The 24,946-nt window shown below is 43.2% G+C and carries 31 protein-coding genes and 1 tRNA gene; 11 read left to right on the forward strand and 21 right to left on the reverse strand.

All coding sequences use genetic code 11. From position 1 onward, the window contains the following. Positions 1-74 precede the first annotated feature (74 nt). On the reverse strand, positions 75-584 hold the full coding sequence (locus ACZ5NL_RS03050; RefSeq protein WP_464842878.1) for an Hsp20/alpha crystallin family protein: 510 nt from the start codon (positions 582-584) through the stop codon (positions 75-77). Positions 585-728: 144 nt separating this feature from the next. On the opposite strand from ACZ5NL_RS03050, the gene ACZ5NL_RS03055 reads away from it, so the two are divergent. From ACZ5NL_RS03055 to ACZ5NL_RS03065, 3 genes are all read left to right on the forward strand, one after another. Next, positions 729-805: transfer RNA gene (locus ACZ5NL_RS03055), tRNA-Phe, on the forward strand. 63 nt (positions 806-868) lie between these two features. Then, positions 869-1,132, forward strand: a complete 264-nt coding sequence (locus ACZ5NL_RS03060) for a 50S ribosomal protein L35ae (protein ID WP_464843297.1) — start codon at positions 869-871, stop codon at positions 1,130-1,132. A gap of 31 nt (positions 1,133-1,163) precedes the next feature. Continuing rightward, complete coding sequence (locus ACZ5NL_RS03065; RefSeq protein ID WP_464842879.1) at positions 1,164-2,300, forward strand: tRNA (guanine(10)-N(2))-dimethyltransferase; 1,137 nt, start codon at positions 1,164-1,166, stop codon at positions 2,298-2,300. On the opposite strand, the gene ACZ5NL_RS03070 is transcribed toward ACZ5NL_RS03065, so the two are convergent. From ACZ5NL_RS03070 to ACZ5NL_RS03085, 4 genes are read right to left on the reverse strand one after another with little or no spacing between them, the layout of a single operon-like run. Next, positions 2,301-3,665 carry an MATE family efflux transporter gene (locus ACZ5NL_RS03070; protein ID WP_464842880.1) on the reverse strand — a complete coding sequence of 455 codons (1,365 nt, stop codon included), beginning with the start codon at positions 3,663-3,665 and terminating at the stop codon, positions 2,301-2,303. Between the two features lie 60 nt (positions 3,666-3,725). Next, entirely contained in the window at positions 3,726-4,730 is a 1,005-nt protein-coding gene (locus tag ACZ5NL_RS03075; protein WP_464842881.1) for an ABC transporter substrate-binding protein, read from the reverse strand. A gap of 54 nt (positions 4,731-4,784) precedes the next feature. Beyond that, positions 4,785-4,973 carry a 50S ribosomal protein L37e gene (locus ACZ5NL_RS03080; protein WP_464842882.1) on the reverse strand — a complete coding sequence of 63 codons (189 nt, stop codon included), beginning with the start codon at positions 4,971-4,973 and terminating at the stop codon, positions 4,785-4,787. A 17-nt stretch (positions 4,974-4,990) separates the two neighbouring features. Beyond that, entirely contained in the window at positions 4,991-5,221 is a 231-nt protein-coding gene (locus ACZ5NL_RS03085; RefSeq protein ID WP_464842883.1) for an LSm family protein, read from the reverse strand. Positions 5,222-5,349: 128 nt separating this feature from the next. Here ACZ5NL_RS03085 and ACZ5NL_RS03090 point away from each other — a divergent pair, with 128 nt between their 5' ends. Together ACZ5NL_RS03090 and ACZ5NL_RS03095 are read left to right on the forward strand one after the other, a co-directional pair. After that, positions 5,350-6,402 carry an aminopeptidase gene (locus tag ACZ5NL_RS03090; protein WP_464842884.1) on the forward strand — a complete coding sequence of 351 codons (1,053 nt, stop codon included), beginning with the start codon at positions 5,350-5,352 and terminating at the stop codon, positions 6,400-6,402. Between the two features lie 9 nt (positions 6,403-6,411). Then, a complete protein-coding gene (locus tag ACZ5NL_RS03095; RefSeq protein WP_464842885.1) occupies positions 6,412-7,605 on the forward strand; it encodes a redox-regulated ATPase YchF in 1,194 nt (397 codons plus the stop codon). Here the strand turns inward: ACZ5NL_RS03095 and cyaB are convergent. Genes cyaB through ACZ5NL_RS03110 form a run of 3 tightly spaced genes read right to left on the reverse strand, consistent with a single transcriptional unit; the run spans position 7,598 to position 9,126 of the window. Beyond that, on the reverse strand, positions 7,598-8,107 hold the full coding sequence (cyaB, locus tag ACZ5NL_RS03100; RefSeq protein ID WP_464842886.1) for a class IV adenylate cyclase: 510 nt from the start codon (positions 8,105-8,107) through the stop codon (positions 7,598-7,600). The genes ACZ5NL_RS03095 and cyaB overlap by 8 nt on opposite strands. Before the next feature lies 1 nt (position 8,108). Then, positions 8,109-8,591 carry an Lrp/AsnC family transcriptional regulator gene (locus ACZ5NL_RS03105; RefSeq protein WP_464842887.1) on the reverse strand — a complete coding sequence of 161 codons (483 nt, stop codon included), beginning with the start codon at positions 8,589-8,591 and terminating at the stop codon, positions 8,109-8,111. Position 8,592: 1 nt separating this feature from the next. Beyond that, positions 8,593-9,126, reverse strand: a complete 534-nt coding sequence (locus ACZ5NL_RS03110) for a UbiX family flavin prenyltransferase (RefSeq protein WP_464842888.1) — start codon at positions 9,124-9,126, stop codon at positions 8,593-8,595. Between the two features lie 133 nt (positions 9,127-9,259). Between ACZ5NL_RS03110 and ACZ5NL_RS03115 the strand changes: the two genes are divergently transcribed. Beyond that, positions 9,260-10,057: a DNA integrity scanning protein DisA nucleotide-binding domain protein gene (locus ACZ5NL_RS03115; RefSeq protein ID WP_464842889.1), complete on the forward strand. Its 798-nt coding sequence runs from the start codon at positions 9,260-9,262 to the stop codon at positions 10,055-10,057. 15 nt (positions 10,058-10,072) lie between these two features. Here ACZ5NL_RS03115 and ACZ5NL_RS03120 read toward each other — a convergent pair whose 3' ends face one another. The 4 genes from ACZ5NL_RS03120 to ACZ5NL_RS03135 form a co-directional block, all read right to left on the reverse strand. Beyond that, complete coding sequence (locus ACZ5NL_RS03120; protein WP_464842890.1) at positions 10,073-11,314, reverse strand: sugar phosphate nucleotidyltransferase; 1,242 nt, start codon at positions 11,312-11,314, stop codon at positions 10,073-10,075. A gap of 81 nt (positions 11,315-11,395) precedes the next feature. Then, positions 11,396-11,653: a FeoC-like transcriptional regulator gene (locus ACZ5NL_RS03125; protein ID WP_042697911.1), complete on the reverse strand. Its 258-nt coding sequence runs from the start codon at positions 11,651-11,653 to the stop codon at positions 11,396-11,398. A 12-nt stretch (positions 11,654-11,665) separates the two neighbouring features. Beyond that, on the reverse strand, positions 11,666-13,711 hold the full coding sequence (gene feoB, locus ACZ5NL_RS03130) for a ferrous iron transport protein B (RefSeq protein WP_464842891.1): 2,046 nt from the start codon (positions 13,709-13,711) through the stop codon (positions 11,666-11,668). Next, positions 13,711-13,953: a FeoA family protein gene (locus tag ACZ5NL_RS03135; protein ID WP_143592347.1), complete on the reverse strand. Its 243-nt coding sequence runs from the start codon at positions 13,951-13,953 to the stop codon at positions 13,711-13,713. The genes feoB and ACZ5NL_RS03135 overlap by 1 nt, the downstream gene beginning before the upstream one ends. Before the next feature lie 137 nt (positions 13,954-14,090). Here ACZ5NL_RS03135 and ACZ5NL_RS03140 point away from each other — a divergent pair, with 137 nt between their 5' ends. Together ACZ5NL_RS03140 and ACZ5NL_RS03145 are read left to right on the forward strand one after the other, a co-directional pair. Then, the gene (locus ACZ5NL_RS03140) at positions 14,091-14,792 is read left to right on the forward strand and encodes an IS6-like element ISPfu1 family transposase (RefSeq protein ID WP_011011522.1); all 702 of its coding nucleotides are present in this window, start codon (positions 14,091-14,093) and stop codon (positions 14,790-14,792) included. A 153-nt stretch (positions 14,793-14,945) separates the two neighbouring features. Beyond that, positions 14,946-15,293: a DUF4870 domain-containing protein gene (locus ACZ5NL_RS03145; RefSeq protein WP_087036566.1), complete on the forward strand. Its 348-nt coding sequence runs from the start codon at positions 14,946-14,948 to the stop codon at positions 15,291-15,293. On the opposite strand, the gene ACZ5NL_RS03150 is transcribed toward ACZ5NL_RS03145, so the two are convergent. The 3 genes from ACZ5NL_RS03150 to sppA are packed head-to-tail and all read right to left on the reverse strand — an operon-like array spanning position 15,290 to position 17,764. Continuing rightward, positions 15,290-16,279 carry an AI-2E family transporter gene (locus tag ACZ5NL_RS03150; protein ID WP_464842892.1) on the reverse strand — a complete coding sequence of 330 codons (990 nt, stop codon included), beginning with the start codon at positions 16,277-16,279 and terminating at the stop codon, positions 15,290-15,292. The genes ACZ5NL_RS03145 and ACZ5NL_RS03150 overlap by 4 nt on opposite strands. A gap of 4 nt (positions 16,280-16,283) precedes the next feature. Next, on the reverse strand, positions 16,284-16,754 hold the full coding sequence (locus tag ACZ5NL_RS03155; RefSeq protein ID WP_464843298.1) for a PH1570 family protein: 471 nt from the start codon (positions 16,752-16,754) through the stop codon (positions 16,284-16,286). 5 nt (positions 16,755-16,759) lie between these two features. After that, entirely contained in the window at positions 16,760-17,764 is a 1,005-nt protein-coding gene (sppA, locus tag ACZ5NL_RS03160) for a signal peptide peptidase SppA (RefSeq protein WP_464842893.1), read from the reverse strand. An 87-nt stretch (positions 17,765-17,851) separates the two neighbouring features. Here sppA and ACZ5NL_RS03165 point away from each other — a divergent pair, with 87 nt between their 5' ends. Beyond that, a complete protein-coding gene (locus tag ACZ5NL_RS03165) occupies positions 17,852-18,658 on the forward strand; it encodes a sugar phosphate isomerase/epimerase family protein (RefSeq protein WP_464842895.1) in 807 nt (268 codons plus the stop codon). Here the strand turns inward: ACZ5NL_RS03165 and ACZ5NL_RS03170 are convergent. From ACZ5NL_RS03170 to ACZ5NL_RS03185, 4 genes are read right to left on the reverse strand one after another with little or no spacing between them, the layout of a single operon-like run. Next, positions 18,655-19,041 carry a ribonuclease III family protein gene (locus tag ACZ5NL_RS03170; protein WP_464842896.1) on the reverse strand — a complete coding sequence of 129 codons (387 nt, stop codon included), beginning with the start codon at positions 19,039-19,041 and terminating at the stop codon, positions 18,655-18,657. The genes ACZ5NL_RS03165 and ACZ5NL_RS03170 overlap by 4 nt on opposite strands. A 30-nt stretch (positions 19,042-19,071) precedes the next feature. Beyond that, a complete protein-coding gene (locus ACZ5NL_RS03175) occupies positions 19,072-19,359 on the reverse strand; it encodes a DNA-directed RNA polymerase subunit L (protein WP_252743949.1) in 288 nt (95 codons plus the stop codon). Continuing rightward, positions 19,349-19,978, reverse strand: coding sequence for a DUF2067 family protein (locus tag ACZ5NL_RS03180; RefSeq protein ID WP_464842897.1), 630 nt, complete (start codon positions 19,976-19,978; stop codon positions 19,349-19,351). Before ACZ5NL_RS03180 ends, ACZ5NL_RS03175 begins: the two co-directional genes overlap by 11 nt. Positions 19,979-19,988: 10 nt before the next feature. Next, positions 19,989-20,588, reverse strand: coding sequence for an exosome complex RNA-binding protein Csl4 (locus tag ACZ5NL_RS03185; protein WP_464842899.1), 600 nt, complete (start codon positions 20,586-20,588; stop codon positions 19,989-19,991). 122 nt (positions 20,589-20,710) lie between these two features. On the opposite strand from ACZ5NL_RS03185, the gene ACZ5NL_RS03190 reads away from it, so the two are divergent. After that, positions 20,711-22,585, forward strand: coding sequence for a threonine--tRNA ligase (locus tag ACZ5NL_RS03190; protein WP_464842901.1), 1,875 nt, complete (start codon positions 20,711-20,713; stop codon positions 22,583-22,585). Positions 22,586-22,628: 43 nt separating this feature from the next. Here the strand turns inward: ACZ5NL_RS03190 and ACZ5NL_RS03195 are convergent, their stop codons facing one another. Next, complete coding sequence (locus ACZ5NL_RS03195; RefSeq protein WP_464842902.1) at positions 22,629-23,315, reverse strand: TBP-interacting protein; 687 nt, start codon at positions 23,313-23,315, stop codon at positions 22,629-22,631. A 122-nt stretch (positions 23,316-23,437) separates the two neighbouring features. Between ACZ5NL_RS03195 and ACZ5NL_RS03200 the strand changes: the two genes are divergently transcribed. Further along, on the forward strand, positions 23,438-24,265 hold the full coding sequence (locus ACZ5NL_RS03200) for a translation initiation factor eIF-2B alpha/beta/delta subunit family protein (RefSeq protein ID WP_464842904.1): 828 nt from the start codon (positions 23,438-23,440) through the stop codon (positions 24,263-24,265). Between the two features lies 1 nt (position 24,266). Here the strand turns inward: ACZ5NL_RS03200 and ACZ5NL_RS03205 are convergent, their stop codons facing one another. After that, entirely contained in the window at positions 24,267-24,944 is a 678-nt protein-coding gene (locus ACZ5NL_RS03205; protein ID WP_464842905.1) for an aspartate/glutamate racemase family protein, read from the reverse strand. Positions 24,945-24,946: the final 2 nt, after the last annotated feature.

The following is a 24,946-nucleotide window of genomic DNA, read 5'->3' on the forward strand; positions in this document are numbered from 1 at the left end:
ACCACCTCCATATTTTTAGCAGATGATCGTGATATCACTTATTTAAGCAAAAATTCAAAAAATAACGAAAGAGATCACTCAATCTTAACCTCAAATCCTTCTTTCTCTTCCTTCTTTGTCGGGTGCTTCTTGGGAACCCTTATCTCAAGAACACCATTGTTGTACTTGGCCTTTGCCTTCTCTGGGATGACTTCTTCTGGTAATCTGATAACTCTTCTGTAGCCGCTGTAGTATCTCTCTATCCTTACTGCACCTTCTCTTTCAAGTTCTTGTTCTCTCTTGACCTGAGCTTCGATGTAGACTGTATCGCTGGTCACCCTTACTTTGATGTCCTCTTTTCTGACTCCTGGAAGCTCAGCGGTAATAACGAACTCTTCACCGGTGTCAAAGATGTCAACGAATGGCTCTCTCCATACGCCCTCGCTTCTCATTTCAAATTCTTCCCTTGGCTCGCTGAATCTTCTGTAGCTCCAGAGTCTGGGACCCCTGAAGAATTCATTGAATATCTCATCGATCTCTTCCTGAATCTCTCTCATTATGTCAAACGGGTCCCATATGTCTCTTCTCCACCATCTCCTTGCCATTTCCCTCACCTCCCACCGCTTTTGGTTACCAATAGTTATTAAAATAATAACCCTTTATAAACTTTTCGATTTTAGTATAAAAGGGTAAGATTAACCTCACCGCAAGATTTATAAAGCGGGTTTAATCTTCTATAGTTTGAGTGCGGGGCGGTAGCTCAGCCTGGGAGAGCGCCGGACTGAAGATCCGGGTGTCGGGGGTTCAAATCCCCCTCGCCCCACCACGTTTTTCCTGTTCTGAGGAAACATAAAAATTTAAAAGTCTCATTCCATAGTGAGTTCCGGTGATGATAATGAAGGGCATCGTATTGAGCTACATGAGAAGTAAGGAGAACCAGCACAACACCCACATGATTATCAAACCTATCGGAATTGACAGCAGAGAGCAGGCATCAGGGCTAATAGGGAAGAAGGTAATATGGAAGAGCCCAAGCGGAAAGCTCCTTGTTGGCAAGATTACAAGAACCCACGGCACAAGAGGGGAAGTAAAGGTAAGGTTCGAGAGGCCTTTGCCCGGCCAAGCTCTAGGAGACTATGTTGAAATAAAGTGAACCCTCTTTCCTCTTTTTTGGAGGCAACTTAATGGAGCTAATCAAACTCAAAGAAGGGAAAGCTGAGATTCTTGTGCCCAAGGCAGAGCGTATTTACGACGCTCCCGTATTTTACAATCCGGTAATGGCATTAAACAGAGACTTGAGCGTTCTCCTCCTAAAGGTTGTAAAAGCAGAGAGAGTTTTAGACGCTTTATCCGCCACAGGTATTAGGGGAATAAGATACGCCTTGGAAACCGAAGCGGATGAAATCTGGCTCAACGATATAAATCCCGAGGCGTTTAAGCTGATAATTGAGAATTTAAAGCTCAATTTTGAAGGAGAACTAAAGATTAATGAGAGATCCGCAACTTTAAAGGACAAAAAAACGTTAATAGCCACAAACAAAGATGCAAACCTTTTAATGGCCGAAAAGTTCAGGTACTTTGACTTCCTTGACCTCGATCCTTTTGGCTCTCCAGTGGAGTTCCTAGATTCTTCCCTTAGGAGTTTAAAGAGAAAAGGAGTCCTTGCACTGACGGCAACAGACACAGCTCCCCTTTGCGGAGCTCATCCAAAGGCATGTCTGCGAAAGTATAATGCAAAGCCAGTAAGGGGAGAATTATGCCACGAAAGCGGGTTGAGGATTCTAATTGGGACTGTTGTCAGGTATGCGGCAAAATACGACCTTGGTGTTGAGGTTCTCTTTGCCTACTATAAAGACCACTACTTCAGAGCGTTCTTAAGGCTAAAAGATGGTGCGAAGGAAGGAGATAAAGCCCTCAAAAACCTTGGATACCTCTACTTCGATACAAAGACGGGAAAGTTTGAAGTTGAGAGGGCTTTCTTGCCAAGCAGACCAGATGCCTTTGGACCGCTGTGGCTTGGCCCCCTTAAGAATCAAGAAATCGTGGAAAAGATGAATGCCGAGGATAAAGGTGAACTGGCTGAGAAAAAGAAAGTCTCCAAATTTTTGAACGTTGTTGTTGGAGAGCTCGATGTGCCCTTTTTCTACGATATCCACGCTCTGGCAAGAAGAAACTCCCTTGAGGTGAGAAAGCTTTCAGATATAGCCGCTCTGCTCCAAGAAAAGAGATATAGGGTTAGTAGAACGCACTTTTCTCCCACGGCAATAAAAACCGACGCTCCTTTTGAAGAGGTTCTGGAGGCATTAAAAGCCCTTCAGTAGCTAAACCTTTATGTACTTCCATTTTCCTCTCTTGAATATCCACCAGAAGAAAAGCGCTGTTGTGAACGTCTCTAAGGTCATTGCAAGCCATGCCGCAATAACCCCCATTCCCCTAATATGGATTATCCAGAAGGAGACTCCAAAACCTAGAATGTAGGAAGGTATTATTCTAAACAAGAGCTTGCTTATTGCCGTTACGTACATCGGGCTCTTCGTGTCTCCAGCACCTCTGAGGGCACCGCTAAGGACAAAAGTCCATCCAAGGGGAATCTCACTTATTCCCACGATTATGAGATAAATGCTTGCGAGCCTAAGAACTTCAGCATAGTTCGGGTCGCTCTTTGTGACAAACGGCATGACAAGGTATTTGGGAAAGACCACCAAAATTATCGCCATAACCCCCATAAACACAGAGACCATTTTTAATGCCTCATAGACCACTTTTTCAGCCTTTTCTGGATTTCCCTCTCCAAGGCTCTGGCCAACCAAAGCCGATGCAGCAACGTTAAACCCAAAAGCCGGCATATAAGCAATGCTCTCCACCCTAAGTCCAACTTGATGGGCTGCTAGTGCTATGGTACCAAAACGCGTGACTATACTAATGTAGAGGAAGTTGTAAAAGCTGAAGATAGCCCTTTCAATAGTGGCTGGCACTCCAATGCGTAAAATCCTCTTAATGGTTTCCCAGTCAGGTCTAAAAGAAGGCCTAAACCTCAAGACTAGAGACCCATTAAAGAACAAAACCAATCCTATAATGAAAGCAATTAAAATTGAAAGACCAGAAGCCAGAGCAGCTCCCACTACTTCTAATCTTGGCAATCCAAAGTTCCCAAAGATCAATCCATAGTTTAAGAAAACGTTTGCCCCGTTGGTAAGCAAAGTAAGCTTCATTGGGGTTTTTGTATCTCCAGCACCTCTAAGAGCGCTGAACGCAGCAAAGGCCATAAAATTCACAGGATAAAAAAGGAAGAAGACACGTATGTACGAGTACCCAAGTCTCACAACCTCTTCACTCGCACCCATTATTCTCAACGCATCATCTCCAAAGAAAAGACCGAACAGCATCACCGGAATGCTCATTATAAATGCCAGATATATGCTCTGCTCAAGCACCTTCTCAGCAGTCTCAATGTCCTTAGCCCCAACAAATCTGGCAACCAGTGCAAGAGTTCCTGTGGAGATTGCAAACATGAGTGGCATCATAAACCAAGAAAACTGCCCTCCAAGGCCAACGCTTGCTATAGCCAAAGAGCCGAGCTGTCCTACCATTATCATGTCCACTAGGTTTACCAGTGTTTGGCCTATATTAGCGAGGATAGCAGGCCATGCTAGTGCCCATAGCTTTTTTCTTAGTTCGCCGTCCATGGTGCTCACTTAGATTGTTGTCTTAACGGTTAGAGACAGAATAAAAAGAAGCATAGGGGGTTAAAAATCTTTTGCTAGAAGGGAATCAAGGTTGAAGACCTTAAGACCAAAACGCTCCAAGGCTGCTTCTATCTGCTCTTCGCTCAATCTGTAATCAAAAACAAATCCTTTTAGCCCTGCTTTTGCTTCTTCTTTGCTAAATCCAAAGAGGCCAACCATTATTTCCAAAGCTTCTTCCTTCCTTTTCTCTAACCTTTCGGTGTTCTCCTTGTACAACTCCATAAATTCTTTGAAGATCTCCCCGTTAGTTTTTAGAAACTCTCGATTTACTCCCAAAGTACAGCAGGGGAATAACCCAAACTTTTCCGTGTACCTATACACCTTAAATCCTTTCTTCTCCAGCTTGCTCAGATAGGGCTCCCATATGCTCAGACCGTCGATCTCCCCTTCCAGAAATGATTTCATAATCTCCTCTGGCTTCTTGAAGTAGACCACGTTCACCTTGCCAATGAGATCGTGTTTTTCTAGAAAGAGCTTCAGCATCGTTTCCATCGTGGAAAGCTCGGACGAGCCTATGGTTATCCCTTCTTTGAGTTCTTTCCTAACAACAAGCCCGCTTCCTCCGAAACCACAGCCTGCAGCGATTTTCAAACTCTTGGTCAAAAGTCCAAAAAGTACTTGAGTCACTAGCGGGGAACATGCCAGATCAACTTTGCCCAATGCTAAAGCATTCGTAAGCTCCAAGGCACTGCTGTAAACGATTACCCTAACATCGTGCTTTTTTTCAAGATCTTTGGCTGTCAAAAGGGCATGGGGATACTCAGCGGCCTTTAACACCCCAAGTCTGAGAAGTCCCTTAATAGGAAATGGTGCTTCTTCAACAAGCCATATCCTATAGGCTTTTTTTCCTATCTCTCTTCTTACAATCATTTTTTCAGATTCCAGGCTTTCAATCGCCTCGGCTATTGTGGATCTGGAATAACCAAGTTCGTAGAGTTCACTTTGAAGTGCCCCTTCATGGGATTTTTCCCTAAGATACTCCAAAATATCATCTTTAGCACTCATGAGAAAGGATAAGAATGCAGTGCTTTTATAATTTATCTCCAAAAAGAAAGAAAATCAGAGGGCGTTCTTTGCCTTCTTCCACTTGTGACTCCAGCTGTATTTCCTTAGTCGCCTGCTTCTTCCAAAACCGCAAGCTGCACAGTAGCCTTTTCTAACGTTGAAGGCTTTTCTCCCGCATCTTCTGCACTTTATGTGAGTGGGAGTTCTGTTTCTTTTTCCATGGGGAGCTGTTCCACTTCCCACGAAGCCTCACCTCTCGCTCATTCTACCTCAACCGGGGAGATAGCCAACACATTGTCCCCTCTAATAACGATCTTGCCATAATTCTTCTTTGGCTCACCATCTTCAATAAGCTGGGCATCAGCCAAAACAACGTTCAGGTGGATATCATAACCGATGAGTCTTCCTCTAAACTCGGCTCCTCTCTTGAGGATCACCAAAACTTCCTTATCAAGTGACTTGTGTATAACATCGAGTGGTCTTTCCGCCATTTTTCTTCCCTCCTAAATAATCAAAGATAGAGTTCACAGTGATAACGGGAAACTTGCTTTATAACTCTTTCCCTTCTTGAGCATAAGTCTAATTAAGGGGAGAAGCAAAAGAGAGTGAGGGTGAAAAAATGAAGCTAATTGATGTATCAAGAACGGTCATGGAGCAGGTCTTAGGAGTTGAAAAGGAAGAAGAGATTTTAATAATAACCAACCCCGGAGAACCTCTTGAAATATCTCTGAGCCTCTTTGAAGCTGCCAGGGAGTTCGAGGCAAAGCCAGCAATAATAGTGCAGAGCCCAAAAGGAACTCTAGACTATGCAGAGAGAGCCGTTATAGAGGCCATAAAATCAGAGCCGGATATTGTGGTATCCATAAGTGAAAAAAAGCTTGGAAAAGATCCTTACGGTATTAATATTGGATATATCGGAAGGGACAATAAAAAATATACCCATATTTTTGAGAAACTGCTGAGGGGAGACAAAAGGATAAGAGCCTTCTGGAGTCCCGGGATAACTAAGGAAATGTACCTCCGCAGTGTTCCAATAGATTATGAAAAGCTTAGAGAAGAAGCAGAGATACTGGCTGAGGTTCTGGAAAGAGGGAAAGAGGTCCACATAACAAGCGAAAAGGGAACAGACCTGTGGATAAACATTGAAGGCAGAAGGCCACTAAAAGATGATGGAGACTTTAGAAAGCCCGGAAAAGGCGGAAATCTTCCCGCAGGGGAAGTTTTTATCTCTCCAGCAGTTGGCAAAAGTGAGGGTGTAATTGTTTTTGACGGAACCTTAAGCCTTGGAGGAGAGAGCATTATTCCAAAAGAGCCGGTTAAGGTTTATGTTGAGAACGGCTTTGTCACAAAGATTAAAGGAGGAGAAGATGCAAGGAAGCTTGAGGAGGCAATAAGAAAAGCCGAAAAAATGGCGCTTGAAATGGGAAAGGAGGAATACGCAAAAAACGCCTGGCATCTTGGGGAACTCGGTATAGGTCTTAACTCCAAAGCCCAGATGTCGGGGAAGCTTCTAGAAGATGAGAAGATCAGAAAGACAATCCACATAGCTATAGGAGCAAATTACGACAACGATGCTCCAGCCTTGAACCATTACGACTGTCTGGTTTGGTATCCAAGTGTAGAGGTTGACGGAGAGATCATTATGAAAAAAGGGGAATTCACAATACTCTGAGGTGATAGCATGGAAATTGGGGTTGTAGGAAAACCAAACGTGGGGAAGTCCACATTTTTCGCCGCTGCCACGCTTGTAGATGTGCAAATAGCGAATTATCCTTTCACAACAATAGAAGCCAACATAGGAGTTAGCTACGCAACCGCGGAGCATCCATGCAAAGAGCTCAACTGCACTCCAAATCCACAGAACTACCAGTACAAAGACGGAATTGCCCTAATTCCAATAAAGATGATAGACGTTGCTGGATTAGTGCCCGGAGCCCATGAGGGAAGAGGTTTGGGGAACAAGTTCTTAGACGACTTAAGGATGGCATCCGCTCTAATACATGTGGTTGATGCAACTGGAAAAACCGATGCCGAAGGACAACCAACTGATTACCACGATCCAGTCGAGGATATAGAATTTTTGGAGAAAGAAATAGACTACTGGATATATGGAATTCTAAGAAAAAACTGGGAGAAGTTTGCCAAGAGAATAAAAATGCAGGGTTTAAAGCTTTCTAAGGCAATAGCTGACCAACTTACTGGAATTGGGGTTAGCGAAGATGACGTACTCGATGCTATGCACAGGGTAAATTTAAGCGATGATCCAACAAAATGGAGCGATGAGGAGTTGTTTAACTTTGTGCGAGAGCTCAGGAAGATAAACAAGCCCATAATCATAGCCGCAAACAAAGCCGACGCTGCCGATGATGAGCAGATAAAGCGATTAATAAGAGAAGGTGAGAAAAGGGGATACATCGTAGTGCCGACATCAGCCGCTGCCGAGCTAACACTCAGAAAAGCCGCTAAAGCAGGCTACATTGACTACATCCCAGGATCGAGGGATTTCAAGGTCTTAAAGACTTTGAACGAAAAGCAAAAGCACGGATTGGAGCTAATTAGGGAAAAGGTGCTCAACAGATTCGGATCTACCGGAGTTCAAGATGTGATAAACAGAGCAGTTTTTGAGCTCCTTCAGCTAATTCCAGTTTATCCCGTGGAGGATGAGCACAAGCTAACAGATCAATTTGGAAACGTTCTGCCGCATGTGTTCTTAATGAAGAAGGGCTCAACGCCGAGAGACCTTGCGTTTAAGGTGCACACCGATTTGGGAAGGACCTTCCTTTATGCCATTAACGCCAAAACCCACAGAAGGGTGGGAGAAGACTACGAGCTTCAGTTCAACGACATCATAAAAATAGTTGCCACCGCTAGGTAGATCCTTTTTCTTTTATAAGCTCCTGGTAAAGCCTTGGCTCGACATCTTCCTCTTTTAGTCCAAGTCCCCTCGCAACTTTCCATATCTCCCTTTTAGCATCTTCCACATTATCGCTTATGACTTCTATATCCAGAAAATCCCCGAGCCCCTCGACCCGGTTTAGCTCAAAAGTAACGTTGCCAAGCCTGTACACATGCCGGTGTTTCTTAACCCATATATCCTCTTTAAATCCTAAACGCTTTAAAATCTCCCTAGTTTTGTCAAAATCCTTCACTTCTACCTCTATTTCATCAAACTCCTCATTTCTCTGGTCTTTGATCTCCTTGTATCCCAAGATTACTTCACCTGTATTTACAATACGCCTAATGCGAAGAAGGTTGGGGAGAGGAATATCAAAGTAGAGATCCTCCTGAACTTCTTCTCTAACCAGTTCAGCCCCTAGTCTCTCTATCTTCTCCTTTATTTCATCGAAGAGGACTTTGAATTTCACTTCAACTTCCATCCTAAATCCCCAGAAGCAATCCCTTAATTTCCTCTCCCTTCTTGAACTCCTCTATTGGATAAACTACAATCTCCCGTACGCTCGGTATGCTTTTTATATTTTCCTCAATGAACTCATTCAACTCCTTTTTTGTTTCTGCTCCAACGAGAGCCACTATCCTCTCATCCTCAGTTTTTGCTACCAAGAGGACATTGGGAAGATTTGCCAAGTTTTTTGATACATACTCGAGGTATCTGCCTAGGAACTCTTCTATAACTGGTTTTTCTATACCTATTACTACAAAAGCAACTTCCTTAGGCCTTGCAACTTCTCCCAGAACTATCGTGTATTTTTCCACAATTCCCTTCTCGATAAGCTTCTTTATTCTGAAATGTATGGTAGATTCAGGCTTACCCAACTTCTCACTAATCTCAGAAATTGTTATCCGCGCATCTTCCTTAAGAATCTTTAAAATCGCCCTGTCCAGGTCGTCAAGATATATCATCCTACTCACCCCATCGCCTGTACAAATTATGGGGTATGCTGAGAATATCTAGAATTTTTCCAATTATAAAATTAACGATGTCGTCTAAATTTTTAGGCTTATGGTAATAACCTGGAGATGCTGGCATAACAATAGCTCCTGCTTGGGTAACCTTCAACATGTTTTGGATATGCACCAAGTTTAAAGGGGTCTCTCTTATCAGCAATACTACCTTCCTTCGTTCTTTTAGAGCAACGTCTGCAGCCCTCGTAATGAGGTTATCAGCATACCCATTAGCTATAGCACTCAGCGTTTTCATTGAACACGGAGCCACAACAAGGGCATCAAACCCATAAGAGCCAGAGGCTATTGGTGCAAAGAGATCATTCTCTCTGAAATCAGGCTTAAAGTCAACTCCCACTTCATATTTTATAACCTTCAAAGCCGTCTCTGAGGCAACGCTAACGACCTCATGCCCCAACTCTTTTAGAACCTCAATTAATCGAATCCCATAAATAACTCCACTCGCCCCAGTAATGGCAACCACAATTCTCATAGCTCTTCACCGTTTTGAGTACTTTTACGTTTAGGTACTTAAAATACTTTGTGTGAATTTCATAACGGATGCATAGCTTTTCGAAACAATGTTTATAAGGTTAAGTTGCCCATATTTACACTCAGGTGTGAAGATGAAGGGAAATGACTACGCAGAGGTTCTTCTCAAAAAAGCCCTGGAGCTCACAGGGCTCTTGGACATTAAAGCCTTAGTTGTCATTGGCATAGAACTAAAAAAGCCCCTCAAAGTGAACATACCAATCCTTCTAGTGGGGAGAGAAACAAGCAAACAACATAACCTTAAAACCCTTCCCCTTCCCCTCTCAATGGGAACCAAAAATCTTGTAAATTTAGCTTCGAGCTTTATGATAGCTGAGGGAATAATCAAAGAGGGAGAAACGTTCATATACGTGACCCCATCCACGTTGGGCATTAGAAAAGCTAAAAAAGCAGTAGAGGTCGAAGATGAGTTTTTCTCTCAAATTGAACACATTTTCCAGGAAGTTCTTGAGCTTGCCATAGAGCTTAGCCTTGAGGGCAGAGAAGGAAAGCCAATAGGGACAATATTCGTAATAGGAGATACACAAAACGTTATCAAACATTCCCATCAGATGGTGCCAAATCCCTTTAAGGGATACAAGATAAACATTTTTGATAAGGGGAGTAAAGAAATCATAAAGGAATTTGCCTTTTTAGATGGAGCTTTTGTTATAAGCAAGTCGGGTAGAGTATTATGCGCAGGAAGGTATTTAGATATTGATTTTAAGAAAGTAAGTGTGAACATTCCCTCCGGATTAGGGAGTAGACACCTGGCAGCAGCGGGAATTTCAAAAGTTACTAAAGCGATAGCAATAACGGTCTCAGAGAGTGGGATAGTGAGGGTCTTCAAAGATGGAAAGATAATCTTCGAGTACAACCCAAGACTGCATTAAATAAAGAATAAAGGGTCAGAAGAGCCATTGGTTTTCTATACACTCATCGCATGGTGGCTTTTCTGTTGCTATTGCCTTGAACTTTGAGTATATACACTCCGGCAGTCCCAGAGGGCATCTTTCTGGGGTAAGTTCTGGCCTTACTTTAGTCGGATCAAGCTTTATCTTTAGATACGCCTCGTACTCTTCAACTTTCTTCCATGGGAGTACTTTCGCACCATATATTACGAGATTGTCATGAATTCTTGCGTAGTCTCCGATTACTGCGTTCTCTTTTAGGATGACGTTTTTGCCAACTACAACACCTTCTCCAAGAATTGAGTCCTTCAGCTCACTTCTCTCCCTTATTATATCGTGTCCCAGGAGTATTGACCTCTTGAGGTATGCCTTGTCCTCTATAATAGTATTTGGCCCTATGTAAGTGTAGGCCTTGATTTTGACTCCATGTCCTATTTTGACACCTCTGTCAATGTATACCGGACCTTGTATCTCAACGTCCTCTGGCACTTCAGCTCCTTCTTTTACTGTATAATAGCCATTGTTTTTAGCTATCTCATCTAGCGCAACTTGGTGAGCATAGAAGAAATCTTCTGGAGTTCCCAAGTCGACCCAGTAGTTCTCTCTCGGCATCATGTGGCCATAAACCTGGCCCTGACTCACGAGCCTTGGAAGAACTTCCCTCTCAAAGTAGACCTCTTTTCCTTTGGGTATCTCTTTCAGGACTTCTTTGTTAACCATGTAAATTCCCGCATCTACTACGTTGCTCTTAGGCTTTAGAGGCTTTTCTTCAAAATCAATTATCTTTCCTTCTTCGTCTGTAACGACGACACCGTATTTCTCTGGGTCATAGACCTTTGTAAGTGCTACCGTTACAAGCCCCTCGTTTTCTCTGTGTGCTTTTATGAGCTCCTCAAAGTTGAAGTTAGTAAAGACGTCTCCGTAAATAACTAGGAACTCCTCACCTACAAACTCTTCAATGTTCTTAAGGGCTCCTCCTGTTTCTAAGGGCATTGGATCATTGACAAACCTAATATCTTTTGGATAATCGCTCATCTTGTCCTCTATAAATTCCCTAATCTCTCCTCTCATGTAGTGTACTGAAAGGATAACCTCGTCGATCTCCTTTATCTTCTCCAAGTTTTCGAGTATGTACTGGAGATTTGGCTTGCCAAGAACCGGGATCATGGGCTTTGGTCTAGTTGAAGAGAGTGGCCTTAATCTTGTTCCAAAACCACCAGCAAGAATAACCGCTTTCATAGTATCACCAATAATACATTAGGCTATCGCCTTAAATATTTTACGTGGATTAAATATTCCCTCAATGAACAGCTTTTCAGCCTATGTATTCTTCTTGTCATCTTTCTTGAGCTCATAGAGGCTACCTTTAAACACGACACAACTACCTGGACAAATTTTCTTTAGGGGACAACTCTGGCACGAAGAGCCCATCTCGACTTTTTCCACGTAGCCCAGGCTTTCTAGGATTTTTATGATTCCTTCAACCTCATCAACCGTAAGATCTAACCTCTCAGCTATTTCCTTGGATGTTCTTACTCCATTCTTTATCAATTCCAGCACATCATCGAGTTTCCCCATCTGCTTCACCCATCAAAACCCAAGCAAGAGACCAATGTTGTAAACGAGTATGCCAACTAAGCTCGCAAGCAAAAGGTTGTAGAGAGAGGCTACCAAAGCCCACTTATTCCCTCCTTCGACTCTTATTGCCCCTATTGTTGCTATACAAGGAATATATAAAGTGGTTACCAAGGCTAAGACAAATGCCTGTAGGGGAGTCATAGCACTCTGCATCAGCGATATGAGAGCCTCTTCGCTTTCTCCTATGCCATATATTATGCCATATGTTGCAATAACGTTCTCCTTGGCTATTATCCCAAAGATCAAACTTACCGCAGCTTTCCAGTCAAGACCCATGAGCAGTGTAAAAGGCTCAAAAACTTTTCCAAGCTTTTCTGCATAACTCAAGCCGCTACCTATGGGTTCAGGATAAGTGCTTAGATACCATATTGCCACAGAGCCAAGTAGAATTACTGTACCAGCTTTCCTTAGAAATTCCTTGCTTCTCTCCCATGAATGCACTACCGCGACTTTCCATGACGGAAGAGAATACTCGGGAAGTTCTATTACGAACGGGCTCTCCTCTCCTTTAACAACAAATTTTCCAAGGATTAGAGCCGAAAGTAAAGCGAGAAAGAGGGAAATTGCATATATACCCACTGCTACAAGGGCTTTATGGTCGCTAAAGAATGCCCCGGCTAGGAAAGTTATAACGACCATCCTTGCACTGCAGGGCACGAGTGGATTTATCAGCATGGTTAATATTCTGTCCCTTTCATCTTCTAACGTTCTTGTTGCCATTATAGCTGGAACGTTGCATCCAAATGCCAAAACCATCGGGATAAAGCTCTTTCCTGGAAGACCAAACTTTCTCATTATCCTTTCCATGACGACAGCCGCTCTAGCCATATACCCGCTGTCTTCAAGAATTGACATTGCAATAAACAGCAAGAAAACCAATGGGAAAAAGCTTAACACTGAGCCAACACCGCCTATGATCCCATCAACAATAAGACCCCTCGCGGTTTCATTACCTATAAATGGCGCAACAAATTCACCGAATGATGCAAAAGCATTGTCCAGGAACTCCTGCATGGGAGTGCCTATTGTGAACACAAACTTGAACAGAACGTAGAATACCCCCAAAAGCCCCAAGAGTCCGTAAACTGGATGAGTGAGAATTCTATCTATCTGGTCGCTGAAAGTTTCTTTGACTTCTCCAAAGTGAGTGACGAATTGATGCATAAGCCGATCTATAAACTCGTACTTTTGATTTGCTATTACGATGTCAAGGGAGCGTTTATAGTAAACCTCCAGCTCGCTTATATGCTTAAGTATTTCATCCATTTTTCCCGGGCCGAGATAGTTCAAAACGAGCTTTATTACCTCTTGGTCTCTGGTGAGGAGCTTTATTGCCAGCCATCTGACGTTGTACATCTCCTCCAATGGAGTTTCTCTCAAAAGGTTGGAGATGTGCTCTATCTCTCTTTCTATCGGTTCCTCGTATACGGGGATTATGGGACTTGTAGTTATTCTCCCCTCAGCCATGTTGGCTATTGTTCTTTTTAATTCTTCCAGCCCCTCGCCTTCTTTGGCATTTGTTGGAACTACCGGAACCCCAAGAACCTTTTCCATTTTCTTAACATCAAAGCGAACTCCCCTTTTTCTTGCGATGTCGATCTTATTTAAGGCAATGACAACGTTTTTGACTCCCATCTCGAATATCTCCATCGTCAAAAAGAGGTTCCTCATAAGACAAGAGGCATCAACTATATCCACAATAACATCCGCATTCCCACTGAGAATAAAATTTCTCGCAATTAGCTCATCTATAGAATTTGCGGTAAGAGAATACGTCCCCGGGAGATCCACTACCAAAAATTCCTTTTCGCGGTATTTCATTATCCCTTCTTTCTTTTCAACCGTTACTCCGGGCCAGTTCCCCACATGCTGTCTAAGACCAGTTAGGGCATTGAAGATCGTAGTTTTCCCTACATTTGGATTGCCCGCTAATGCAACGACTTTTAGACCATGTTTCCTTTCTTCGGGAACTTTTTCAACACTGCAACAAGAGCTCATCAAAGCTCCCTCCTAACTATGATCTTCTCTGCCACACCTTTTCCCAGAGCTATGCGGGTATTCCCAATAGCGATTATATAAGGCCCCGGGTTGCCTGATTTGACCACAAAAATCTTTGTTCCGGGGGCTATTCCCATCCCCAAGAGCCTCTGCCTAGCCCTATGCCCCCCTTGGATGTCAACCACAATACCTTTCTCTCCCTCACGCATCTGAGTTAACCGCACATACATGAGCATCACCATTAGGTAAACCTAATTTCGTTTATGAGATATATAGACTGCCTTAAAAAGATTTGGTGGGTCTAAAAGATACTGTTAGGATAAGCTGTGGGGTGTCAGGTTTAAGTTACTGGCAGTACTTTAGAAAAAGAAGGGGGAACATGAAGTCTGAAACCATTATTTACTGGGTGGTTTCAGCCTTAAAACCCTTTCGTCGCAACAAAATCCCACCAGAAAAGAAAATCAGGGGAGTAGAATTATACCTGCGAGGCCTCAGTTACCGGCAAACCGCCAGAATACTCAAAATCAGTCACGTAACAGTCTGGGAGGCAGTCCAAAAACTCGCAGAAGCAGTTTACAAGCCAAAAATCCTCGCAGTCAAAAAACAGCGAAACTTCATCGCAGTTGACGAAACAGTAATAAAAATCAACGGGAAGAAAAGATACCTCTGGGCTGCAATTGACGTTGAGAGCAAGGAAGTTTTAGCAGTCTGGATTACGACTGTTAGAAACTGGTGGGTTGCCAGGGATTTCATTCTGGTTGTTTTAAAGTCGTGTGAAGGGCAGCCTGTCTTTCTGGTTGACAGGGCGAGCTGGTATAAGTCTGCTTTTAAGAGTTTGAGGTTGGGTTATCTGCATGTGACTTTCGGGCCGAGGAACAGTGTTGAGCGCTGGTTTAGGACGTTGAAGGAGAGGACGAAGCGTTTCTGGAATAATTTCAGGGGTAAAGACTGGAGGAGGGTTCATAGGTTTGTTTTTCTGTTTGCCTTCTGGTATAATTTTGTCAGAATTCATTCTAGTTTTGGTGATCCGCCTGGTGATGTTACTGAATGGCTTCAGGAGGTGATGCCCCAGTTATCCTAACAGTATCGTCTAAAACTCCAAAAAAGTTTGAACATCAAAGAGAAATGGTTCTAGTATGCTCTCTTAAGGGTGCTATTATTACATATAAAAAAGCAAAGTATTTAAGGACAAAATACAAAATATTACTGGAATAATTTCAAAGGAGGACATGAAATGGAAGAAGAAAAGAAAACATCACTTGGACTTGATGAAAATGTGGAAGGGGCTCTTGCATATCTTCTTGGATGGCTGACGGGGATACTCTTTCTCCTGCTTGAAAAGGAGAGCGATTTTGTGAGATTTCATGCAATGCAGTCAACAATTACGTTCCTTGCGATAACAGTAATTGACATAATATTTGGAGCCATTCCGTTTTTTGGCTGGATACTGGGCTCACTGGTAACATTGATTGGGCTTATACTGTGGATACTCGGCATGGTAAAAGCCTACCAAGGCGAATACTACAAGTTCCCAATAGTGGGAGAAATAGCGGAAAAGCAAGTAAAGAGCTTTAATATTTAGCCTTCCCGTTTTTGTTCTTTCCACTCTTCTAGCAGTGTTGAAAGCAAGCCCAGAGCTACCGGCCCAATTATCAGCCCTTTTATCCCAAAGCCCATTATTCCACCAAATATCCCCACCAGCGCAAGGGCAGGATTTATTTTTGCACCTTTTGCAACAAGTTTTGGCCTAATTGTAATATCAGGGCCAGGAGATATTAAAGCTACACCATATACCGAGAGCATGACCGCTGCAAAGATATTCCCTTGAGTAAATAGATATATTGCCCCAGCTATCCACACTATCCAGCCTCCAATAACGGGTAGGAGCTCAAGGATAATACAGAATATTCCAGCTGCGATTGCCCCACTAAGGTTCGTCACTCCAAAGACATAAAAGCCCAAGGTTAGCAGAAAGCCTTTAAAGATGCTCAGCATAAGCCAGGTCCTCAAAATAGCATTTAACGTTTCTTTTCCCTTTTCTATTAGCTCCACACCCAAATCTCTCCTTTCCTCGGGCAGTAATGCGTAAAGCTCTTCAGACAAAGCCCTGGAGTGGACGAGTATTCCATAAAAGACTGCTATGAACACAACAGCTTGAAGAAGTAACTTGGGTATGGATAAGGTATAGTTGAGAAGGTATTCGCTCATCTTCTCCGAAACCCTTTCAATCAAAATCGCAGCCGATTGTCCTATATCTGGGGGAAGGTTTAAGGACAAAAACCAGTTGAGTGCTTCGTTTATGTAGATTACCAACGATCTGGTCACATCCCTAAACCATAGCACTATGCCAAATATAAACCCAATCAACAGCAAGGTCATCAAAGCCGATAGCAATATGGCAGACTTTTTTGTATCAAGCTTCTTTGCAAGCCTTTCATGGAGGGGATGAAGAATGTATGCGACCGTTAAGGCAAAGATTATCGGGGTAATAAGAGGTTCCACGGTTTTCCATACAATGAAAAGAATTATAAGAGAGACGGCAATCCAGACGATGTGCTCAGTCTTCATACAATCATCTCCTAAGGTATTTGAGGATCAAATCCTTAGCCTGTGGTTTGTTAAATACAAACAGGGTTTTTCTAGCTTCATCAAGCAAGAAATTTTTCCCAACGATCAAAAGCCCATCCTTTAGCTTGTATATCTCTGCACTCTTGATGTCAATAAGGCCTTTCACATCCTCTGGAGCCTCTATCTCCTTTAGTAGACTCTCCGCCCTATCAATCAAAGCCTGGTTAATGAACTTGGGCTTGCTCAATCTAAGCTCTTCTGGAACAACTTCACTGTAATCCATAAAGATTCCCCAAAACTCCTTGGCACATTCAAAGGGATATACGTATTCGCTGCCATATATAGGCTGATAAAGCTCATAGATGATAGACAGCAGAACTTTTCTCGCATCTCCCCCATAATATTCAATTCTCAGGTTAAATTTTCCGTCTTCAAAGCCGTTCTCAAACACCTCGAGGTGCTCTTCACACTGCATCCGCATCACCTCCGTATATAGGAGGCGATGTAATTGGGAGGCATATAGAGTGAAGAGCTCTCATAGATACCAAAGTCTGTCTTTTGGGCATCATAAAGCACAACATTTGCACTCTTCACGCCGATAATGTCTTCAAGGATTTTTATCGCATAGTCCAGGTCACCGGTGTCGTCAATCAGAGTGCCCTTAACATCGCTTGCAAACCAAACCCTTCCATCACCGTATTTCTTCGTCGTGTTCATGTCAAGCTTTCTTCCCTCGCTAACAACTTGGAGGAAATACTCAAAGTATGTATCTATTGTCCTCTTTATTATCTCTCTTTCCTCATCTGTGAGGTCTCTCCACTCCGCACCCATGTCTTTGTATTTACCCGTCTTGAACACGTTCACCTTGATGCCGTTTTGAGCGTAGTTTTGCTCCAGGTTATAATGGACGTAAAGAACGCCAATGCTTCCAACCTCGGCAAGGGGATCGGCTATTATTTTATCAGCGGCACATGCGAGGAAATAACCTCCTGAAGCAGCCATACCTCCGGTATAAGCAACTATTGGTTTTTCATACGATAGTTTTTTCAGCTCTTTGTAAATAGTTATGACTGGCCCTACATAGCCTCCGGGACTTTCAACCCACAGAACAACTCCCTTGATATTGTCATCCTTTCTTATCTCTCTTATTTTGGAAATTACATCCAAAGCGGTGGTTTCATCAATTGGACCCACTATGGGAAGTATTGCCACGGTTACATTGGTTTCTTCGCTCACATTTCCTCTCATCTGGCTTTTGAGATATTCAATCTCTCTCTGAAGCTCTTCTATTTTTGCTTGAAGTGCTAACGTGGCGTTGCTCTCTACCTCCTTTACCGTTTCGTTGTAAACCACCGTAAAATTCTTCTCTTGAAGAGCTCTCTGCAGTTCAGTGTTTTGAGTATAAAGAAGAACTCCGGCAACCGTTGCTAACGCTAGAAGGAGCGTGAGGATGAAGCTGAGATACTTCCATATTTCTCTCTCCATCAGAATCACCTAAAGTGAAATGGCTTTGGAAACTTTTAAATTTGGTGTTTCCATAATCTCTAGCAAAAGCAGAAAAAGGTGTAAGACATGGAGATAGGAGTAAGTGTTTATCCCCATTTTGTGAACAAAGGGAAGGGTCTGCCCTCAGTTTTAGCAGAGCTGAAGATTAAAGATTATGATTTTGTCCAGATATTCCCCCATACACTTGGCTTAATAAAAAACGGACAGGTAATAGAAAAGAACTTGCGCTCAATAGAAAATGCTCTAAGGGGAGTTGGGATAAACTACACAATTAGAATGCCCACCTCAGTGAATTTGAGGGACAGCGTATACTACACCAGACATTTCAAGGTAGCCAAAGCAATAATGGATGTAGCAATAAAGCTCGGCTCAAAAATAGTGGTCATGCAAAGCGGCCGCACTGGAAGGCTCGATCTAGAGATAGAAGCCCTCCAACAGCTGGCTGAGATGGCGGAGAACTTTGGAATTAAAATTGCCCTCGAAAACACCTACAGTGTTAAAGACACTCTCTATGTTGTTGAAAGCGTTAATAGAAAAAATGTGGGTTTTGCCCTTGATTTAGGGCATGCTTTTTTAAGTGCTCAAGGAGACGAAAGCAGATTTTTAGAGGATGTAAAACTCGGTACAGATAAGACGATAATCCTTATGATTCACGATAACTTCGGAAAGCTCTTCCCACAGGTAGAGCCAGAAGATGCTCTGGCATACGGTGTCGGGGATCTCCACTTAATGCCAGGGGAAGGAAAGATACCCTTTGGAAAGACATTAAAACTTTTTGGCGATGTACCGTTGTTGCTCAAAGTCAAAGATCCTGACACTTTCGCAAAGCTTCCCTCAAAGAGGGGATTGATAGAAATCCTCACCAGCATTTAAAGCTCCAGTCTTTCTTTTATTATCTTTAAAAGCTCTCCAAAAGCATTGCCAATCACTTCTTTCTTTCTAGAAGGGTGGAGAACATCTGAAGTAAAATTCCGCTTGAGAATTGATACAGCTTCTTCTATGGTTATTTTCCTCTCAAGCCAAGCGTAGGCTAAAATTGCCTCGGCAATATCGCCTCTTCCGTGTTTGTCTGTTCTTGGCGGGACATAGCTTAAGAGCTTAGCCTTCTCAAGGGCAATGCTCAGTGATGCATTGGGCACTCTCCCAGCGCTGGGATAGCCGAGGTACTCACTTAAGGCGAGAGAAAAGATAAAATTAACAAGCGAATCCCCAAACTTTGAGAGATTCTTATCGTTAAAGTCCATGGAATACTCCATTCTTCACCCTCTCAAAATTAAAAAAGGAGGTTACTCCTTTATTGCCTTCTCCCAAGCCTCAAGGACCTCTTTTGCCCTATCAAAGATCTTCTGGGCAGCTTCTTCTAAAGCCTTTTCGGGGGTTATTTTTCCATCGGTGGCAACTCTGAACCTCGGCTTTCTTGCCATGAGAACTGGGTGCTCTATGGTGTATGCGGCAAATGTGACGTGTTTGTTTTCATGAAGCACTTCATTGAGTAAGTTTGCAAATGTGTGATCTTCCCCCACAAGATAAAATTCGAGCAGGTTCTCTTCACGCTTTATGACTTCAATCTTCATTTTCCTCACCTGTTAGTTTTTTCAGCATTATCTCCAGGGCTTGCTCCTTATTCTTGATGAGTTCATATTTAAATTTATCCTCCTTATACTCCGCAACTCCCACTTCAAGGGCTATGTCCAAAACATCCTCTGGCTCAAGTTCAAAAGCTATAGCTATGGGCAACACAACTTCCCTTATTTGCCTTGTGGTCTGTAAAGCTACCTCGCTTAATGCTTCCCCGAGTTTTTTAGTTAGTTCTACAATCTCATTCCACGGAAGGGAGCTTATAAGTCTATTGTCCCTAAGCTCAGCCTTTTCCCCAAGAAGCTCAAGGGTCTTTAAAAGAATAGGAACCGAAACACTAGTTCCAGCTTCTCTGAAGATATCATCAATATTGTATTGGTAAAACCCCCTCCTGTCTGGATACAAGCGAGAGCGTACCCTCTGATGAATGTCCCTGACCTTCTGCATGGCTTCTCTTATCTCGTCCTTGGTTCCTTGGATGTTTATTTTAAGGGAGTTTAATTTGCCATGAACGTAAATAAAGGCAGGAAGCTCAAGCTTTTGAAGCTCTTTCATAAGCTCCTCCTTTTCAATGTCATCTTTAACGTGAATAACCATAACCTTCTTGGCTTTCATTTTCTACACCTTACTCCAGCTTCAGCTTTCTATAGTATGTTGAAAGCTTTCTTGTCTCTGTTCTCCCGCATTTTGGACATATGAGCACGTTTCCCCTCCTCACTAGAGGAGTTCTGCATGAAGAACAGAGGGCATAAACTACTCCCAAATCAGGAGCCTTTGTGGTGAGCTGTATAGGGCTCTTTTCATTCGTTAATACCTTTGCCCTAACAATGTCCCCAATTTTGAATTCGCTGCTCATTGATTCCACGTATCCATCTCTGACTTGGGAGATATGTATTCCAGCAAGTTTTGAGGTTGCTATCTCCCTGTACCCCTTTCTACCCTCAATTCTAAGCAGCTGAACTATGGCGGCTTGGGGTTTAACTTCTATAACCCTCGCTATTACAACATCTCCAACCTGTGGAAGAGGTGGAGTATCTGTTAATGGCTCCACGGATATTTCAATCTTCTCGGGGTTTATCCTTACCCTTCCAGCTCTTGCCGCATACAGCTCTCCATTCTCCTCTATTATACCCTCACCAGGAAGAAACTCCTCGATAACCCCAAGATAATCCCCTGGAAGAACTATATCTCCATCTTTTACCCTTTTCTTTTCTTTTTTATCCATCCACTCACCACCACTAAACTTAGCTATCCTGAACTTTTAAGTTTATGGATGAGGAAAGGCTATAAAAAGGTTGATGGCAACTTTTATGTAGTTTTGCCAAGTAGAATGAGGTGGTGATATAAATGAGAATGCTCCTGATACACAGTGACTACCTTGAGTATGAGGTAAAGGATAAAGCCCTGAAAAAACCCGAGGAGATAAGTGAAGAACAGAAAAAAGGCAGGCTTGATGAAGTTCTTGCTGCCTTTATAAGCGTGGAGAAGGTAGATGAGCAAAATCCAGAAGAAGTTGTTGAGAAGGCTGTTAAAGAGATAGAGGATGTTGCTGCTCAAGTAAAAACAAAGAACATTTTCGTTTATCCCTTCGCCCATCTAAGCAGCGAGCTCGGTTCTCCAGACATTGCATTAAAGATACTCAAGGAGATCGAGGAAAAGCTCAGAGAGAAGGGTTACAACGTTAAGAGAGCACCGTTTGGATACTACAAGGCATTCAAACTCAGCTGCAAAGGTCACCCCCTAGCAGAGCTTTCAAGGACAATTATACCAGGTGAAGCAAAGAAGGAGGAAGAGGTGCCCGAGGCTCTTAAAAAGGAAGAGGAGCTTGTCAGCTACTGGTACATTCTCACGCCAGAAGGAGAGCTCATTGAGGTGGACAAGTTTGACTTCTCTGGCTATGAAAACCTCAAGAAGTTTGCAAACTATGAAATAAGCAAGAGCAGAGTTGCAACGGAAGAACCTCCTCACGTTAAGATAATGCTTGAACAGGAACTTGTGGACTATGAAGAGGGCAGCGACCCCGGAAACCTCCGCTACTACCCGAAAGGAAGACTCATAAAGTCCCTTCTTGAGAACTATGTAACGGAAAAGGTTATCGAATATGGAGCAATGGAAGTTGAAACACCGATTATGTATGACTTCGAGCACCCAGCCCTTGAGAAGTACCTCAACAGATTTCCAGCAAGGCAGTACATAGTAAAAAGCGGTGATAAGAAGTTCTTCCTCAGATTTGCAGCCTGTTTTGGTCAGTTCCTTATAAAGAAGGACGCCACAATCAGCTATCGCCACCTGCCGCTTAGAATGTACGAGCTCACGAGGTACTCATTTAGAAGGGAAAAGCGCGGTGAGCTCTCCGGCCTGAGAAGGCTCAGGGCATTTACAATGCCCGATATGCACACGGTAGCCAAAGACCTACAGCAGGCAATGGAAGAGTTCAAAAAGCAGTACAAGCTCAGTATGGAAGTCCTTAGGGGAGTTGGGCTGACCCCAGAGGACTACGAAGTGGCAATAAGGTTCACAGAAGACTTCTGGAACGAAAACAGGGACTTCATAGTAGAGCTCGCAAGGATAATCGGAAAGCCTGTTTTAATCGAGATGTGGAAGCAGAGGTTCTTCTACTTCATCCTCAAGTTCGAGTTCAACTTCGTGGACAACCTCGACAAGGCAGCAGCGCTAAGCACGGTGCAGATAGATGTAGAAAACGCCCAAAGATTCGGCATAACCTACTACGACGAAAACGGAGAGGAGAAATATCCATTAATTCTCCACTGCTCGCCAAGTGGGGCAATAGAGAGAGTTATGTACGCCATACTTGAAAAGCAGGCAAAGCTTATGAAGCAGGGCAAGAAACCCATGTACCCACTGTGGCTTAGCCCAATCCAGGTTAGAGTCATCCCCGTCAGCGAGAAGTACCTTGATTATGCCCTCTACGTTGCCGGAAAGCTTGAGGGAGCAAAGATAAGAGTCGACGTCGATGACAGAAACGAGAGGCTCAACAAGAAGATAAGGGAAGCAGAGAAAGAGTGGATCCCATACATAGTTGTCGTTGGTGAAAACGAGAAGAGAATGGGAGTAATTACAGTCAGGAAGAGAGAAGGTGGCCAGTACGAGATGCAAATTGAAGACTTAATAAAAGAAATAAGGCAGAAAACAGAAGGATTCCCCTACAAGCCGAGGCCACTGCCACTGCTTGTGAGCATGAGGCCGAAGTTTAGAGGGTGACTTCTTTTCCCCATTTTATTTCAAAAAGAAGGAAAAAAGAAGTTCATTCTTCTTCCTGGATTTTTGGTTCGCCAAGCATTTCCTTCAGAAAAGCCTGTGATTCTGGTACAAACTGGCTTTGTGGGACTTCCTCTCCAAATTTATTGAAGACCTTTGCCTCAAGGAAGTTCAGTTCAAATATCTCATACTTCTCGCTATCTTTTTCAGCAACATTGATGCCGTGCTTGGCTAAGTGGTCGGGGACGTTCTCTATATCGACGTATTTCCCACATTTTTCACACTTGTAGAACTGCCAGAAGACGTAATCTTGGCCGTTCATCATGTTGCTCTTCAAATGTCTGACTAAAAGTCCACCTAAGTATTCGTAAAAGTCCTCTTGGACGAGCTTTCCATCTCTCTCAACGACCTTAAATCCTCCCCAAACTATATGGTCGTGGATATCCATCAACGTGGCCTTCAAAAATCTCTCTGAGAGTACGAAAGCGCCGTTCTTTATGTAAAACGTTCCGTTATCAGGAAGAACTACTATGTCTATTCCGTACTCCTCTTTTTCTCCACTCAACTTCTCGGCCTCTTCCTTGCTCTCCGCAAGTTTTATCCTAACAGGGAGTCTGCTCTTTCTGTGATAGCCAACTATCCTATCGTCATAGATGTCCCAATGGTAATCATCCAGCATCCTTATTCTTGAGTAGACTCCCTTCACTCTGGCACTTAGCTCGCTGTATTTCATTCACACCACCGTTAGAACCTCAACCTTGGGATTAATAAGTCTTCCCGGAAAAATTTAAAAAGGGTTGCAGAGGCGAAAAAATCTTTTAAAGCCTAAATGAAAGAGAAAAGTGGAGTGAGACAATGCTTCCCGAAGAGATAGAAGAGCTCCTAAAAGGAATGAATGAAGAAAAAGTCCATGGAGCATCATATCTAGCAAAAATGGGAGCTAAAGCTTACATGCTGCTCGCAGAAAGGTTTGAAGGGGAAGAGCTGGTTGAAAAGCTCAAGGAACTCGGGGTTGAAATCATCAACGTGAATCCCACCATGGCGTCCCTTTACAACCTGGTTAGGTTCATACCGATAACTCCCGATCCAGAGTTTGTCAAGGCGAAGGCAGAGGAGTTTATAAGGTTGAGCGAGGAGGCAAAGCGAGAAATCGGGAACATTGGAAGCGAGCTGATAGACCACAACGAAGTCATTATAACACACTCCTATTCTTCGACAGTCTTTGAGATATTAAAGAAAGCAAAAGAAAAAGGTAAGATCTTTAAAGTGGTTCTGACCGAGAGCGAACCGGACTACGAGGGCCTGTTCCTCGCCAAAAAGCTTGAAGAGCTTGAAATCCCCTTCGAGGTTATAACAGACGCTCAGCTGGGACTTTTTGCAAAGAAGGCAACCCTGGCATTGGTAGGTGCCGACAACATCACCAAAGACGGCTACGTTTTTAACAAAGCTGGAACTTACCTGCTTGCACTTGCCTGTCACGACAACGGAGTTCCCCTCTACGTTGCGGCGGAGAGCTTTAAAATACACCCAGAGGCAAAAGCTGAAGATGTCAAAATCACAGAGAGAAAATTCAAGAGAAACCATACAATAATAAGGAACTACCTTTTCGATGCAACACCCTGGAAATACATAAGGGGGATAATCACAGAGCTAGGCATTCTCGTACCACCAAAAGAAATTTAAGTCAGAGGGCAGCGTCTATCAAAGCCCTCATGTGAATTTCAGCACTATCCAAAACTTCAACGCTCACATCCTCCCGCTTTATTGCAAGGGGAAGTTCAGTGCAACCCAGTATAACGCCTTCAATATTTTCGCTTTTTGCGTACCTTTCAATAAGCTCAATGAGCCATCCTTTGCTTTTGAGGTTTTCAAACATCAGTTCCTCGAAGATTATCCTGTTGATTTCCTCGATTTCCTCTTCTCTCGGAACGATTACCTCAAACCCTTTTTCTTCCAAAGCATTTTTGTAAAATGGCATTGTCATTGTGGTTTTTGTTCCTAAGAGAAGGAGCCGTTTGAGGTTTCTCCTCTTTGCTTCTCCAGCAACTGCATCGATTATGCTGACCATCTCAGCGGTTACTTCTTTCTTAATTTCTGGAAAAACAATGTGTGGAGTGTTTGCGGAGATCCCAATAACCTCTGCCCCTGCTTTTTCGAGGGCCTTTGCGGCATTTATCAGAATTCTCTTCCTGCCTTCCCATCCATCCGGGTTGTCCTTAAAGTCCCTGAAGTTTATGGAATAGATTATCAGCTCCGGAAAGAAATATGGTTCAAACTTCTCCCTTGAGATCTCGATGTATTTTTTATAGTAGTACAGGGTGGATTCCGGGCTCGTGCCACCTATTATTCCAATCTTCTTCATAG

It is taken from the genome of Thermococcus aegaeus (assembly GCF_055393685.1).

Excerpts from the sequence above, each read along its gene's own strand:
- ACZ5NL_RS03075 (WP_464842881.1), bottom strand. The coding sequence starts at position 4,730 with ATGAGTGCTAAAGATGATATTTTGGAGTATCTTAGGGAAAAATCCCAT.
- sppA (WP_464842893.1), bottom strand. The coding sequence starts at position 17,764 with ATGGAGAGAGAAATATGGAAGTATCTCAGCTTCATCCTCACGCTCCTT.
- ACZ5NL_RS03195 (WP_464842902.1), bottom strand. The coding sequence starts at position 23,315 with ATGAAATACAGCGAGCTAAGTGCCAGAGTGAAGGGAGTCTACTCAAGA.
- ACZ5NL_RS03095 (WP_464842885.1), top strand. The coding sequence starts at position 6,412 with ATGGAAATTGGGGTTGTAGGAAAACCAAACGTGGGGAAGTCCACATTT.
- ACZ5NL_RS03190 (WP_464842901.1), top strand. The coding sequence starts at position 20,711 with ATGAGAATGCTCCTGATACACAGTGACTACCTTGAGTATGAGGTAAAG.
- ACZ5NL_RS03085 (WP_464842883.1), bottom strand. The coding sequence starts at position 5,221 with ATGGCGGAAAGACCACTCGATGTTATACACAAGTCACTTGATAAGGAA.
- ACZ5NL_RS03120 (WP_464842890.1), bottom strand. The coding sequence starts at position 11,314 with ATGAAAGCGGTTATTCTTGCTGGTGGTTTTGGAACAAGATTAAGGCCA.
- ACZ5NL_RS03165 (WP_464842895.1), top strand. The coding sequence starts at position 17,852 with ATGGAGATAGGAGTAAGTGTTTATCCCCATTTTGTGAACAAAGGGAAG.
- ACZ5NL_RS03065 (WP_464842879.1), top strand. The coding sequence starts at position 1,164 with ATGGAGCTAATCAAACTCAAAGAAGGGAAAGCTGAGATTCTTGTGCCC.
- ACZ5NL_RS03145 (WP_087036566.1), top strand. The coding sequence starts at position 14,946 with ATGGAAGAAGAAAAGAAAACATCACTTGGACTTGATGAAAATGTGGAA.
- ACZ5NL_RS03060 (WP_464843297.1), top strand. The coding sequence starts at position 869 with ATGATAATGAAGGGCATCGTATTGAGCTACATGAGAAGTAAGGAGAAC.
- ACZ5NL_RS03125 (WP_042697911.1), bottom strand. The coding sequence starts at position 11,653 with ATGGGGAAACTCGATGATGTGCTGGAATTGATAAAGAATGGAGTAAGA.
- ACZ5NL_RS03105 (WP_464842887.1), bottom strand. The coding sequence starts at position 8,591 with ATGATATATCTTGACGACCTGGACAGGGCGATTTTAAAGATTCTTAAG.
- ACZ5NL_RS03170 (WP_464842896.1), bottom strand. The coding sequence starts at position 19,041 with ATGGAGTATTCCATGGACTTTAACGATAAGAATCTCTCAAAGTTTGGG.
- ACZ5NL_RS03135 (WP_143592347.1), bottom strand. The coding sequence starts at position 13,953 with ATGGTGATGCTCATGTATGTGCGGTTAACTCAGATGCGTGAGGGAGAG.
- ACZ5NL_RS03200 (WP_464842904.1), top strand. The coding sequence starts at position 23,438 with ATGCTTCCCGAAGAGATAGAAGAGCTCCTAAAAGGAATGAATGAAGAA.
- ACZ5NL_RS03090 (WP_464842884.1), top strand. The coding sequence starts at position 5,350 with ATGAAGCTAATTGATGTATCAAGAACGGTCATGGAGCAGGTCTTAGGA.
- feoB (WP_464842891.1), bottom strand. The coding sequence starts at position 13,711 with ATGAGCTCTTGTTGCAGTGTTGAAAAAGTTCCCGAAGAAAGGAAACAT.
- ACZ5NL_RS03205 (WP_464842905.1), bottom strand. The coding sequence starts at position 24,944 with ATGAAGAAGATTGGAATAATAGGTGGCACGAGCCCGGAATCCACCCTG.
- ACZ5NL_RS03155 (WP_464843298.1), bottom strand. The coding sequence starts at position 16,754 with ATGCAGTGTGAAGAGCACCTCGAGGTGTTTGAGAACGGCTTTGAAGAC.
- ACZ5NL_RS03115 (WP_464842889.1), top strand. The coding sequence starts at position 9,260 with ATGAAGGGAAATGACTACGCAGAGGTTCTTCTCAAAAAAGCCCTGGAG.
- ACZ5NL_RS03180 (WP_464842897.1), bottom strand. The coding sequence starts at position 19,978 with ATGAAAGCCAAGAAGGTTATGGTTATTCACGTTAAAGATGACATTGAA.
- ACZ5NL_RS03140 (WP_011011522.1), top strand. The coding sequence starts at position 14,091 with ATGAAGTCTGAAACCATTATTTACTGGGTGGTTTCAGCCTTAAAACCC.
- ACZ5NL_RS03175 (WP_252743949.1), bottom strand. The coding sequence starts at position 19,359 with ATGAAGATTGAAGTCATAAAGCGTGAAGAGAACCTGCTCGAATTTTAT.
- cyaB (WP_464842886.1), bottom strand. The coding sequence starts at position 8,107 with ATGGAAGTTGAAGTGAAATTCAAAGTCCTCTTCGATGAAATAAAGGAG.
- ACZ5NL_RS03150 (WP_464842892.1), bottom strand. The coding sequence starts at position 16,279 with ATGAAGACTGAGCACATCGTCTGGATTGCCGTCTCTCTTATAATTCTT.
- ACZ5NL_RS03110 (WP_464842888.1), bottom strand. The coding sequence starts at position 9,126 with ATGAGAATTGTGGTTGCCATTACTGGGGCGAGTGGAGTTATTTATGGG.
- ACZ5NL_RS03050 (WP_464842878.1), bottom strand. The coding sequence starts at position 584 with ATGGCAAGGAGATGGTGGAGAAGAGACATATGGGACCCGTTTGACATA.
- ACZ5NL_RS03070 (WP_464842880.1), bottom strand. The coding sequence starts at position 3,665 with ATGGACGGCGAACTAAGAAAAAAGCTATGGGCACTAGCATGGCCTGCT.
- ACZ5NL_RS03185 (WP_464842899.1), bottom strand. The coding sequence starts at position 20,588 with ATGGATAAAAAAGAAAAGAAAAGGGTAAAAGATGGAGATATAGTTCTT.